The sequence below is a fragment of the Paenibacillus sp. FSL L8-0638 genome (genome assembly GCF_038593075.1).
Taxonomy (GTDB): Bacteria; Bacillota; Bacilli; order Paenibacillales; family Paenibacillaceae; genus Paenibacillus; species Paenibacillus polymyxa_D.
In genome coordinates, this window is the sequence record NZ_CP151960.1 from 3579143 (window position 1) to 3592328 (window position 13186).

General features: G+C 48.3%; 11 protein-coding genes. All 11 read right to left on the minus strand.

Annotated features, from left to right (window positions below):
• Window positions 1-40: 40 nt before the first annotated feature.
• Window positions 41-709 (minus strand): ribulose-phosphate 3-epimerase, encoded by a 669-nt coding sequence (gene rpe / locus MKY35_RS15890; RefSeq protein ID WP_342444199.1) that lies wholly within the window; start codon window positions 707-709, stop codon window positions 41-43.
• 4 nt (window positions 710-713) lie between these two features.
• A complete protein-coding gene (gene rsgA / locus MKY35_RS15895) occupies window positions 714-1631 on the minus strand; it encodes a ribosome small subunit-dependent GTPase A (RefSeq protein WP_039270882.1) in 918 nt (305 codons plus the stop codon).
• 72 nt (window positions 1632-1703) lie between these two features.
• Window positions 1704-3983 (minus strand): Stk1 family PASTA domain-containing Ser/Thr kinase, encoded by a 2280-nt coding sequence (pknB, locus tag MKY35_RS15900; protein WP_342444200.1) that lies wholly within the window; start codon window positions 3981-3983, stop codon window positions 1704-1706.
• Window positions 3980-4756, minus strand: a complete 777-nt coding sequence (locus MKY35_RS15905; RefSeq protein WP_342444201.1) for a Stp1/IreP family PP2C-type Ser/Thr phosphatase — start codon at window positions 4754-4756, stop codon at window positions 3980-3982. The genes pknB and MKY35_RS15905 overlap by 4 nt, the downstream gene beginning before the upstream one ends.
• Window positions 4757-4762: 6 nt before the next feature.
• Window positions 4763-5803 carry a 23S rRNA (adenine(2503)-C(2))-methyltransferase RlmN gene (gene rlmN / locus MKY35_RS15910; protein ID WP_029517204.1) on the minus strand — a complete coding sequence of 347 codons (1041 nt, stop codon included), beginning with the start codon at window positions 5801-5803 and terminating at the stop codon, window positions 4763-4765.
• 187 nt (window positions 5804-5990) lie between these two features.
• Window positions 5991-7406, minus strand: coding sequence for a 16S rRNA (cytosine(967)-C(5))-methyltransferase RsmB (rsmB, locus tag MKY35_RS15915; RefSeq protein ID WP_342444202.1), 1416 nt, complete (start codon window positions 7404-7406; stop codon window positions 5991-5993).
• Entirely contained in the window at window positions 7403-8362 is a 960-nt protein-coding gene (gene fmt / locus MKY35_RS15920; protein WP_342444203.1) for a methionyl-tRNA formyltransferase, read from the minus strand. Before fmt ends, rsmB begins: the two co-directional genes overlap by 4 nt.
• 6 nt (window positions 8363-8368) lie before the next feature.
• On the minus strand, window positions 8369-8866 hold the full coding sequence (def, locus tag MKY35_RS15925; RefSeq protein ID WP_013310890.1) for a peptide deformylase: 498 nt from the start codon (window positions 8864-8866) through the stop codon (window positions 8369-8371).
• A 139-nt stretch (window positions 8867-9005) separates the two neighbouring features.
• A complete protein-coding gene (gene priA, locus MKY35_RS15930; protein WP_342444204.1) occupies window positions 9006-11582 on the minus strand; it encodes a primosomal protein N' in 2577 nt (858 codons plus the stop codon).
• Window positions 11582-12886 carry a bifunctional phosphopantothenoylcysteine decarboxylase/phosphopantothenate--cysteine ligase CoaBC gene (coaBC, locus tag MKY35_RS15935; RefSeq protein WP_342444205.1) on the minus strand — a complete coding sequence of 435 codons (1305 nt, stop codon included), beginning with the start codon at window positions 12884-12886 and terminating at the stop codon, window positions 11582-11584. Before coaBC ends, priA begins: the two co-directional genes overlap by 1 nt.
• A 90-nt stretch (window positions 12887-12976) precedes the next feature.
• Window positions 12977-13180 carry a DNA-directed RNA polymerase subunit omega gene (gene rpoZ, locus MKY35_RS15940; RefSeq protein ID WP_039270867.1) on the minus strand — a complete coding sequence of 68 codons (204 nt, stop codon included), beginning with the start codon at window positions 13178-13180 and terminating at the stop codon, window positions 12977-12979.
• Between the last annotated feature and the right edge of the window lie 6 nt (window positions 13181-13186).

Genomic DNA, 13186 nt, shown 5'->3' on the forward strand with positions numbered 1-13186 from the left:
GCCATGCTCGCGACAGTCATCCACAATGCTTCGGTCAGCTTCACTTGGACAAACGAGCTGCACTGTCCCGAATCGTAGCAATAGCCGCTGCGCGGTCTGCTCTGCCGAATACCGCACTACCAGCCACCAGCACGTTAGCCCCCGCTTCAAATACGGCTGGTGCCGTCTCCTCCGCAATACCTCCGTCTACCTCGATATGTACGTCTGGACGACCCAATTCGTTCAACCAAGCACGGATTTGTCTGATTTTATTCAACGTCTCTGGAATGAAGGACTGTCCTCCAAAGCCAGGATTGACCGTCATCACTAGAATCATATCTACATTTGGCAGCACTTCCTTGATCGCGTATGGTGAAGTACCCGGATTGAGAGCCACTCCAGCCAGAGCGCCTTGCTGCTTGATCAAGTGAAGGACACCATGCAAATGAACACACGCCTCAGCATGAACAGTGATGATATCGGCTCCTGCTTTTACGAAATCGCCAATATAACGTTCAGGATGCTCAATCATCAGATGAACATCCAAGGGAAGAGTCGTATGCGGACGAATAGCCTGAACGATAGGTGGACCCAATGTAATATTGGATACAAAATGTCCATCCATTACATCCACATGAATCCAGTCTGCCCCTCCTGCCTCAGCTTCCGCAACTTCACTGCCCAAGCGAGCAAAATCAGCGGATAAAATCGACGGTGCTATTTTTAACATAAACTTAGTACCTCCGTTTTTTTTCTTTTAATTCCTGATAGAACTGCAAATAGCTATCATACCGTCCCTGTGAAATATGTCCTTCTTCCAGGGCCTCTCTTACTTTACAGCCAGGCTCGTGAATATGGGTACACCCCCGAAATTTACATCCTTCCGCATACTGCTGGAATTCACGAAAACAGGGAGATAGTTCATCCACACCCAGCTCCAGAAAATCCAACTGGCTAAACCCCGGCGTATCTGCTACAAACCCTCCGTTGTCTAAAGGAATAAGCTCTACATGACGAGTCGTATGTCTTCCTCGGCCCAGCTTATTGCTTATGGCGCTCGTCTCCAGCGTTAACCCAGGCTCCAAAGCATTAAGCATGGAAGACTTCCCTACACCTGACTGCCCGGAAAACACGCTGATTTGACCAGCCAACAGCTTCTTAAGCTCAGCCGTTCCTTCTCCGGTACGGGCACTGGTTACCAGCACTTCATAACCGATCTTCCGGTACATTTCCTGAACGGCCAGCACGGTGTCATCCTCTGAAGGGCTGCCTTCATACAAATCGCGCTTAGTCAGACAGATAATCGTATCCAGCCCGGCGTGCTCAATATGGACTAAAAATTTGTCCAGTAAAGGCAGGTTTAAATCCGGCTCACGCAAGGAAAACAGCAGCACAGCAAGCGTGGTATTAGCTACCGGAGGACGAATCAGCTCCGTCGTACGCTTTCTAATCTCCTTGACCATACCTTCCCCGTTCTCAGTCAGTTCGTAAACGACCCGATCACCGACAAGAGGCGTGATCTCTTTTTTCTTAAAAATGCCGCGTGCTCTGCATTGTACCGTAGCTTCGCCAGATACCGGACGCCCATCCTGATCCAGGCTGGAGACATAATAATATCCGCTAAGCGCCTTGACGATCAGACCTTCAGGCATGTGTAAGATGTCCTCCTTCATAATGTTCAAGTTTTATTGCGTATAGCAGGTTGAGCATCTCCTATTGCACGTTTACTGATGCTGAACAGCCTCAATCACTTTTTCCTTCTTTTCGTGGGAAGCGTAAGCTGGGTTGTTTTTATGGCTAACTGCCAACTCACTGCGCGTAGCCCCCGTGGAATTCGTTCCAGGAACAAAGGCGGAAGGGTCACCATTACCTCCTGTGCCCTCCTGATTGTTCGAGTCGCCTCCACCGTTACCACTATCATTAGAAGATCCCCCGTTATCACCTTCCTCGCCGTTTCCACTTCCATTTTGCGAGGAATTACCATCAGGTGTATCCGTTGGTGAAGTTCCAGCAGGTGGGGCAATTTGAGGCATCGTCACTGTTCCATTTTTCGCATCAATATAAGAGACCGGATACGTATCAATAAAGTCACCATCTCTAAATACTGAGACAACACTGTCTTTGTTCGGAGCCATTAGCAGGTTGATAGTGAACACCTGTGTCGTATTAATCGTACGGCTTCCCCATTCCTGATTTTCTCCACGTGCATCCGTATAAGTGATACGAATTTTGCTGTTTTTACCCTCTTCCTTCGGTGCAACAGGCACATTAAATGGCAGCGTAATCGCTTCTGGCGGGTAACCAGTGCTTACATAAAACGTAATTTCCGTATTTGGTGGCAACTCACTGCCTGCCTCTGACGGCCATTGTTTGGTTACTCTTCCTTTTTCCTGCTCATAGCTAAATTCTTCTTTAATCGAGCCAACCTTCAGCCCTGCCTTTTTGACCTCATTTTCCGCTTGGTTCTGCGTTTTCCCTACGAGACTTGGCATTTTTACAGTGTCAGCGCCCTTGCTGACTGTGAGCACAACCTGGACTGAATCCTTATCAAATGGCTCATTTGCAGCTGGCGTCTGACTAAGGACGGTTCCAACGGCCTGATCACTGAACTGCTCATTTTGCTGAATCTGCGTCTCCTTAATTTGCTGGGCGGTCAGCAGCTTAACAGCATTCTCGTAGCTTTGGCCTTTTACATCCGGCATTGGGGTGAGCGGCTTGGCAATCCCGACTTTCAGACTAATCTTGGTTCCTTCCTTGACTAAAGAATCTGCAGGATAGCTTTGATAAAATACAATTCCAGGCGCGATCCCCTCTTTGTATTCATGCTGGATTGGCTCCTCAATGAGTAATCCCGCTTTACTGAGATTAACCTTCGCTTGGTCTTCTGTTTGTGTCAATACACCTGGTACTTTTACCTCAGGCACGACAAGTACACTTTGCACATAGTACACCACTCCGCCCATGCACAGAAGTAACACCAACACTAGTGTTACCCACAAGATCGCTTTTTTTCTATTTTTCTTGGACGATTGCTTGCTCAGAAGCTGTTCAGACTCACGCGGTTGGGCAGGTACATCTTCACCGCTAGAAGACATCCCTAATTGTTGAGGCTTAATAGCCGGAATAACCCGTGTTTGATCCTCATCATCCAAATGTGTAAACTCCAGCTTGGATTCATTACGCCGTCCCGGCAGCAAACAGGTTTCCAAATCTTTTAGCATTTCATCTGCCGATTGATAACGCTCTTCTGGATTTTTGCGCATGGATTTTAGAATGACATTTTCCACACTTTGCGGAATCAACGGATTAATTTTACGCGGTTCCTCAAACTCCTCTTGCAAATGCTTGAGCGCTACACTAATTGGACTTTCTCCGAGGAAAGGGAGCTGCGCCGTCAGCATTTGATATAAGACAATACCTAAAGAATATAAGTCCGATTTTTCGCCGGTGACGACACCCTTTGCATGCTCAGGTGAAAAATAATGAACAGAACCTACAACAGAACCCGTCTGGGTAATGGTCGTTGACGTAACAGCTCTAGCAATCCCAAAATCGGTTACCTTAACCCGTCCATTACGTCCAATTAATATATTATGAGGCTTGATGTCTCGGTGAATGATCTGATTTTGGTGAGCATGCTCCAGCGCATCACAAATCTGGGAAGCAATCCGTACGGCTTCATCCACCTGCAATGGCGCACGTTCTTTAATAATCTCATTCAAATTTTTACCTTCGATGCACTCCATTACAATATAATGGATTTCATCCTCTTGGCCGACATCATAAATACTGACCACATTCGAATGCGAAAGCGAAGCCGCAGACTGCGCCTCACGCCGAAACCGGCGAATAAATTCCTCGTCATGAACAAATTGCTGGCGCAACACTTTAACTGCGACATTGCGATTCAGCAAAATGTCTTGAGCCTTGTACACCAGAGCCATACCGCCGCCACCGATACGCTCAATAATTTCGTATCTTCCCCCTAGCAGGTGCCCGATCATGCGTCACACCCCTTTTCATTCAATGAAACCGTGTCATCGGGCAATTCAAACAAAGCTACAGTAATGTTATCGTCTCCTCCGGCAAGCAACGCCAGATGTAGCAGACGATCCGCACGCTCCTCCAAAGGATTCTCTGCGGCACCTACTACTTTACTGATTTGTTCTTCCGTTACCAGATTGCTTAATCCGTCGCTACACAGTAACAGTACATCGCCTTTTTCCAGCGTAATGGAGTCAATATCCACTTTCACCTCGGAATCAGTGCCCAGCGCCCGTGTCAGTACATTGCGACGAGGATGGTTCTCCCGTTCTTCCTTACTGATCTGACCGTTTTTGAACAGCTCGTTAACCAAAGTATGGTCTTCTGTAAGCTGATGTACCGCTCCTTTGGATATGACATAGGCGCGACTGTCACCGATATGTCCGATAATTCCGGATGCGTCGTTTAGTAAAACCGCAACAACTGTCGTTCCCATATTATGATACTTCTCATCGCGTGCAGCCGTCTGGAAGATGACTTCATTGGCATGCAAAATAGCGTCGCTGAGCGCCGCCGTCAAAGAATGTGCGGATAATCCGCTCTCCAGCGTCGCCAAATCAGCGGCAAGTGTCTCTACCGCAAGGCGGCTGGCCGTATCACCGGCCAAATGCCCCCCCATACCATCGGCAACAATCCCAAGAATATAGCCTTGCTCTAAGTGCCTGATCCAGGCAGAATCCTCATTCACCGAACGTACACGTCCGACATGGCTGACATGAACTGTTTTGATCAAATGGTTTCACCCCAACTCCATATGCTTTGCACGCAACTGACCGCAGGCAGCGGCAATATCGTGACCCTGTTCACGCCGGATCGTCACATTGACGCCTTTTTCGGCAAGAATACGTTGAAAATTAAAAATATCGCTACGCGATGTGCGCACATACTTGCGCTCAGGCACATGGTTGACTGGAATCAAATTGACGTGACACAGCATGTCCTTTAACACATCCGCTAGCTCTTCAGCATGTTCTGCCTGATCGTTTACCCCACCAATCAGGGCATATTCAAACGAAATTCTCCGCCCCGTCTTAGCAAGATAGTAACGTAGAGAATCCATAACATCCTTAAAGGGATAACGCCGATTTACAGGCATTAGCTTCGACCGAAGTGCATCATTAGGCGCATGAATGGATATTGCCAGATTAATCTGGGTATCCTCGTCGGCAAATTTATAAATATTCGGTACAATACCGCTGGTCGACACTGTGATATGACGTTGACCAATGTTCAGACCTTTTTCATGAACCATTGTACGCAAAAACGTCATGGTCGCTTCATAGTTTTCGAAAGGCTCGCCCGAGCCCATAATCACGATGCTGCTCACTCGTTCATTCGTTTTATCCAAAATTTTCTGAGCCTGTACTACCTGTGCAGTAATTTCACCAGCTGTCAGGTTCCGTTTGAGGCCTCCAAGCGTCGAAGCGCAGAAAGTACAACCAATTCGGCAACCCACTTGTGTCGTTACACAAATACTGTTTCCGTAATTGTGTCTCATAATGACCGTTTCAATGGCATGATCATCATGCAAACCGAACAGGAATTTTACTGTACCGTCCTTTGATTCCAACTTTGTAATTTCACTAAGCGTCACAAAACTAAATTGCTCCTCAAGCTTCTCTCTCAGCGCCTTGGGCAAATTCGTCATCTCGCTGAAATCATTGACCCGCTTCACATACAGCCAGTCAAAAATTTGTCCTCCACGAAAAGCAGGCTCGCCATTGTTCTTGGCCCAGTCCTGAAGCTCCTCCAAAGTTAAATCATATATAAAAGGTTTCATCAATGTTTGCACCCGTTCCTTCTTCATTAAGTTCTGTTTGATCGCAGATCATATTTTTCATTCTTCCTATTTTAGCACAAATCCCTGAGGGGGTAAAAATTTTTCGTCTTCATGCAAAAAACCGCCGGAAATGTTCCGGCGGAATGTGGAAATGCTGGTGGGCAGCTGCATGGAATTCTCTTCCGCGCTATTTCACCCGACGCAGGCGCGCGATATAAAATCCGTCGCTGTGGAAATGCTGCGGTAACAGCTGTACCGAGCCTCCCTGTATACTATCCTTTTCGCGGCTCACGTCCGGGAAGGAATGACCCTCTGCCAATTCATACTCCGAATGTTCGCTTAAAAACCGAGTCAATTGTCCTTCATTTTCGTCCGGCTCAATCGTGCATGTGCTGTAGACCAGAATACCACCTGGCTTCAACAGTCCCGCTACACTATCCAGCAGCTCATGCTGAAGCTGTGTAATGTCGCGAACATCCTGCGCAGTTTTACTCCAACGCAGGTCTGGTTTACGACGAATTACTCCAAAGCCAGAGCATGGCGCATCCAGCAAAATACGGTCAAAAGAAGCTGGAGCATATCGTTCCTTCAGTTCTAGCGCATCACCAGTGACTGTTTCCACGGCATCCAGGCCAAGTCGATTAGCCTGTTCGCGGATTAATTGATGCTTATGGGCATGCAGATCATTTGCAACGATCCGACCGCGATCCTTCATCAGCTCAGCCATATGAGCTGTTTTGCCGCCTGGAGCGGCACAGCAATCCAGTACCAGCATACCGGGCTCAGGAGCAACTGCTTCGGCAACGAGCATCGAGCTTTCATCCTGTACGGACAGCAAGCCGTCCGTATACCACGAGGTAAGCGCCATATTGCCACCGCTACGAACAACAATCCCATAGGGACTAACTGCCGAAGGAACGGCATCAAGTCCTTTTGAACGCATCTCGTCCAGCAGCTGATCACGGCTGGTCATTGTCGTATTCACCCGTACGCTGACCGCTGGGGGCTCATTATTAGCCTGACAGATAGCCTCAGCAGTATCTGCACCGTATTGCTTAACCCAGCGCTTAACCAGCCACTGTGGATGGGAATGTTCTAATGAAATCCGTTCCTCCGGTGACAAATCGTCAGGAATACGCAGCTTGTCCGGCTCACGCAGCATGCTGCGGAGCACGCCATTGACCATACCGGAAATCCCCTGATGTCCACGACGCTTGGCAATGGTCACCGCTTCACTAACGACTGCATGATCCGGAACTCGATCCAGATACACCACCTGATACACACTCATCCGCAGCAACGAACGTACCCAAGTCTGAAGCTTGGCCGTTCCTTTTTGAACAAATTTATTCAAAAAATAATCAAGTGTATTTCGGCGTGCGACTGTACCGTATACAAGTTCAGTCGCCAAACCAGCGTCACTTGCAGATAAACCTGCCTGCTGAAGTCGACGATTCAATTCAAGATTGCTATACGCACCCTCTTGCTCCACACCGGTCAACACATCAAGTGCAACTTCCCGCGCCGTCTGTTTGCGAGTATTGCCGGATCTGGCACCCACTCCCTTGCCTTGGCCTCCCTGACGGGAGTGACTCCCGCTCATCCGAGCACCGTGCCTGGCTTCATCTGTCCGCCGCGCGCAAAGGTTCCGGCATCCATAACCTTTTTGCCAGCCGGTTGAACCTGAGTCAGCCAGAGAGTTCCTTCGCCTGTCTGCACCTCAATGCCACGAGCGGTCAATTGAAGAACCGTTCCGGGTGCTGGAGCATTTGAGCCACTCACTTCATTATTTATGAAAGGCTGCTCAGCAGCCCATATTTTAAAAACATTTTCCTCCCAAAGCGTAAACGCGCCGGAAAAAGGTACAAGGCCGCGAATCCGGTTGTATATCTGCTGTGCATTGTCACTCCACGAAATACGCTCATCGTCGCGGTTCAGATTCGGAGCATAGGTCGCCTCGTCCTCGTTTTGCGGCGTACGGTCTGATTGCCCTGTCAGCAATTTAGGCAGCTCGCCCTGCAAAAGCTTTGCTCCAGCTACGCTTAGCTTTTCAAAAATCGTACCGGAGGTATCCTCCGGCTCTATAGCAACCTCAACTCGCGATATCATATCGCCGGTATCCAGTCCTTCCGCCATATACATCAGCGTCACACCCGTCACGGTCTCACCGTTAATAATCGCACGCTGAATCGGTGCACCTCCCCGATAACGGGGAAGTAACGAACCATGAACATTCAGACAGCCGAAACGAGGCAGGTCTAGTACGGATTTTGGCAAAATTTGCCCATAGGCTGCGGTTACGATCAGATCAGGACGCAGCTCCGCCACCTGAGCCACCGCTTCTGGCTGGCGCAGGCGGGTCGGTTGCAGTACAGGTAATCCGCGTTTTTCTGCCGCTTCCTTAACTGGTGTAGGCGTCAATATTTTTTTCCGTCCCTGTGGCTTATCGGGCTGTGTAATCACACCGACCACGTTATAACCATTATCCAGTAACATGTTCAACGATGGCACTGCAAACTCAGGCGTACCCATAAAGATAATACGAATGTCTTGACTCATCGAACCTCACTCTCCTATCTGACGGTTCGGTCCTGGCTGTTCCAGCGCAACCTCATATACTTTTTCTGCAATATCCGTGAACAAAATTCCATTTAAATGGTCGATTTCATGCTGAAAAGCACGAGAAAGCAATCCTGTCGCTGTAACGGTAATGGCCTTACCCTCGCGGTCCAGTCCCTTGACTGTAACTTTCTCGGCACGACGCACATCCCCGTTCAACCCTGGTATACTCAGGCAGCCTTCTGGACCCAATTCCTCCCCTTCTTCGGCCACGATTTCTGGGTTGATCATTTTAATCAAACCATGTTCATCTCCAGCATCTACAACGATGAGACGCTTCAAAATACCTACTTGCGGAGCAGCAAGACCTACACCCTCCGCTTCATACATCGTATCTGCCATATCGTCGAGCAGCTTTTGCACGTTAGGCGTAATTTTAGTGACTTCCTTTGCTACTTTGTGCAATACATCATCCGGCTCCAACACTATAATTCTAATTGACATGACAACAGAACACCTTCCTCTTTATCCTTTTTCCTTCGTTTAGGCTTAACTGTATTCATCACAAACGCGACTGCTACATTATCCTATGTACGGACGACTTGTCCGCATTATTTGTGCTAATAACTTTTGTGGTAACACCCTACATAAGCATTTGCGGATCAACATCCAGACTAATCAGCAACTTTTGCGCCTGTGCGGATTCGGCCATTTCATCAGCTACTTGCTGAGCCAAACTGATCGCGTCGATATTTCCACGCCATTTTATCATACATTGAAATCGGTATCTATTCTTGATTCTCGAAATGGGTGAAGCTACTGGTCCCAAAATGTCGAGTACATCCGATGTAAGACGATCCATATTCCCGAACCAGCCCCGTTGTCTGGCCCGTCCCTGTAGTGTTGCTGAATAATTCTCAGCCAGCCGAACCAGCACCGGGAGTTGTTCATGAGAAAAGGTTACCAAAATAAGACGACAATATGGTGGATAGTGCAAATTGCGGCGGTGTTTCAATTCTTCCCTCACAAAAGAAGCATAATCATGGCGATTTGCGTGAATCACCGAATAATGCTCTGGAGTATAGGATTGTACGAATACTTCCCCTGGCAATTGATGTCTCCCAGCACGTCCAGCTACTTGTGTTAACAGCTGAAAAGTCTTTTCCGCAGCCCTAAAATCTGGTAAATTGAGAGCCGAATCCGCAGTAATGACACCAACCAGTGTCACATCGGGAAAGTCCAGGCCTTTGGCAACCATTTGAGTACCGAGCAGCACGTCCGCTTTTTTATCACGAAATTGCTTGAGGAGCTTTTCGTGGGCATTTTTTTCTGTCGTTGTATCAACATCCATTCGAACAACACGTATACCGGGGAATAGCTTTGCCAGCTCTTCTTCCACTCGCTGGGTACCTGTACCGAAATAGCGAATATGCTCACTACCGCACTCAGGACAAGTCTGAGGCACGGGCTCGGAATAACCACAGTAATGGCAACGTAAATTGTTCGACCGCTGATGATACGTAAGCGAAATATCACAATGCGGACAGCCCGCCACATAGCCACAGCTACGGCACATGACGAATGTGGAGTGTCCACGCCGATTCAACAGGAGCACCGTCTGCTCCTTACGCTCTAACCGCTCTGCAATCCCATTATGCAACGCACGGCTAAACATAGAGCGGTTGCCAGCACGCAGTTCCTCACGCATATCCATGATATGTACTTCGGGTAACGTGTTCCCCAATGCGCGAGTTGGCATTTCAAGTAGCAACGGCGCAAACTCGTCGTTGCTTTGTGAGCGAGCCGCATAGTAGCTTTCCAGCGACGGTGTAGCCGAGCCGAGAATAACGACAGCCCCATGCTGATGGGCTCTGCGAATGGCGACATCACGCGCATGGTATTTAGGTGTCTCTTCCTGCTTATAGGACGTTTCGTGCTCCTCATCCATAATAATAAGACCTAACTCACGAAAAGGCGCAAATACTGCCGAGCGAGCACCAATCGCCACTTTCACACGGCCTTCGCGTATTTTGCGCCACTCATCGTACCGTTCTCCTCCAGACAACCTACTGTGCATCACTGCTACCTGATCGCCAAACCGACCTTTAAAACGCTCAACCATTTGTGGGGTTAACGATATTTCAGGTACCAGCACAATGGCCTGCCGATTCTGCTCGATACAACGCTGAATCGTCTGTAGATAGATTTCCGTCTTACCGCTCCCCGTGACTCCATGCAACAAATAAGCTCCTTGCTCACGCGTGTCCAGCTGGCGAATAATCCGTTCATACACCGACTGCTGCTCTGCCGTGAGAGGGAGTGGCTCTGTAGGCTTGAAGTGTCTGCCCCGGTACGGGTCGCGGAACACTTCGACATCCTCCAGCGAAACATAGCCCTTATCTTCCAGCGCCTTAACCGTTGCAGCAGACACACTCAATGAGGTCATGACTTCCTTGAGCGACAGAGGCAGAAACTCGCTACGTTCCAGCAAAAAAGCAAGTACCTCCCGCTGACGCTGTGCTTTGGCAGAAAATTGCTCCAGTACCGTTGATGCCTCGTCTGTGCCGATAGCCAGATCAACGGATTTCATGGTCTTTTTGCCAAGTTTGTCTTTAATAACTTGACTTTCCTGAAGCACACCCCGGCGTAACAGTGATTTAATAACCTCCGCTTCCTCAGGGAAACGTCGACTGAGTTGCTGCAATGGGACTTGCTCCTTCTCCTGAATGAAGCTGACAATCCGACGCTCTGTCGGATCACTCATACCATCGTCGGTCAGAAGTGCCCATTCGAGCTCATCGCCCTGATTCGGTTGTATAGTACGCTGTGGATGCGTTAACTCATGCTGTTCCGCAATTGAGATATAACGTTCTGCTTTGCCCTTGAGCGCGGTAGGAATCATCACTTGCAATGCCATAATTTGATTACAAGCATAACGTTCGCTCATCCATTTGCCCAGTTCGACTAGGTCGGCAGATAAGGGCGGTACCAAATCGAGCAACTCCTGGATCGCTCTCATCCTGTATTTCGGTGGTTCCTCAGCTGGGACTACCGAGATGACGAAAGCCTGCACCGTCCGTTTGCCAAATGGCACAGCTACCCGACTACCCGGCTCAATCCAAGGTCTCATTGAATCCGGTATCAGATAATCGAAGGTGCGGTCCGTATCCTTGGCAGGTACATCGACAATGACCTTGGCAACTAAATTGCCCGTCTCCATTAATGCAGCACCCCACCCATGCGTCCCGCGGCTATAGTAAGCAACTTACGCGCAACTTCTTCCTTTGACTGTACAGGAATACGCTCAACGATCCCGCTTCGGTCATAAATTTGAACAGCATTCGTATCGACGCCAAAACCAGCACCATTCACAGTTACATCGTTTGCCGCGATCAAATCACAATTTTTACGTTCTAATTTATCTTTCGCATACGTCTCCAAATGTTCAGTTTCAGCTGCAAAGCCAATTAAAAATTGATGTTTCTTACTCCGTCCGAGTGATTCTAGAATATCGACGTTCTTCACTAACTCTAGCGTAAATACACTATCTTTTTTCTTGATCTTGGTCTGTGCTATCTCACGTGGTCGATAATCTGCAACTGCAGCAGCCATAACGACCATATCGCTCGTTTCCCATTGTTTTAATACAGCTGCGTACATGTCTTCAGCCGACTGGACTCTTTCAAGCATAATACCAGCAGGCGGTTCCGCACTGGTATTGGCAGCAATCAAGTGCACCTCTGCCCCCATCTTTTGAGCCACTTTTGCAATGGCGAAGCCCATTTTTCCAGATGAATCATTTGTGATATAACGCACTGGATCAATTCGCTCGATCGTGCCTCCAGCCGTTACAATGACTTTTTTACCTGAAAGCACCGATTCATTCTCATTCACAGGTGACTCAGGCACTTGAGCCTCCATAGATTCGCCACCAAACCATCGGGATTCAGACTTAATGTTGTTTTTTTGTTCCTGGGCTTGCTGATCAAAAAAGTGCTCTATGGTTTGCACAATTGTGTCCGGCTCTTCCAAACGTCCTTTGCCAACGTAACCGCAAGCCAGTAATCCTTCACCAGGCTCAATCATCTTCACGCCACGTGATACAAGCGTCTCCATATTTTGCATGACTGCCGGATGAGTGTACATATGTACATTCATCGCAGGTGCCACCATAATAGGCGCTGTTGTAGCCAACAACGTTGTAGACAACATATCATCAGCAAGGCCATGCGCCATTTTTCCGATAATATTCGCAGTTGCAGGTGCAACAAGCACCAAATCAGCCGCATCTGCCAGATGAATATGGGATACGACGGACGGCTCTCTTTCATCAAACGTATCACTGTACACCGGATTACGAGAGAGCGACTGCAACGTAAGCTCGGTAATAAACTCCTTAGCAGAAGCTGTCATAATCACATGAACATCGGCGCCCTTTTGTGTCAACCTACTACATAACGCAGCCCCTTTGTAAGCAGCAATTCCACCGGTTATACCAAGAATAATAACTTTTCCCTTCAACATCGTTAACTCCCCCTGACCTAAAAAAATAACAACCTTGCGGTTGTCAAAGGAATTGGCATTACGCCCGGTTATAATGATTGTCTATAATTCTTATTCTTCTTCGCCGCTTTCAAGTAGAAGATGATCTGCATAGATCTCTTCCAAAGCTACTCCAACCTGTTTGTGGGATTTAGGATTCTTGAGGGTCGTCTTTTCACCCTCGCGCAACTGTCTGGCACGACGTGAAGCCGCTACAACCAACGAATACTTACTATCTGCCTTTTTCATCATTTCATCAATGGAAGGATACAGCACGAATAG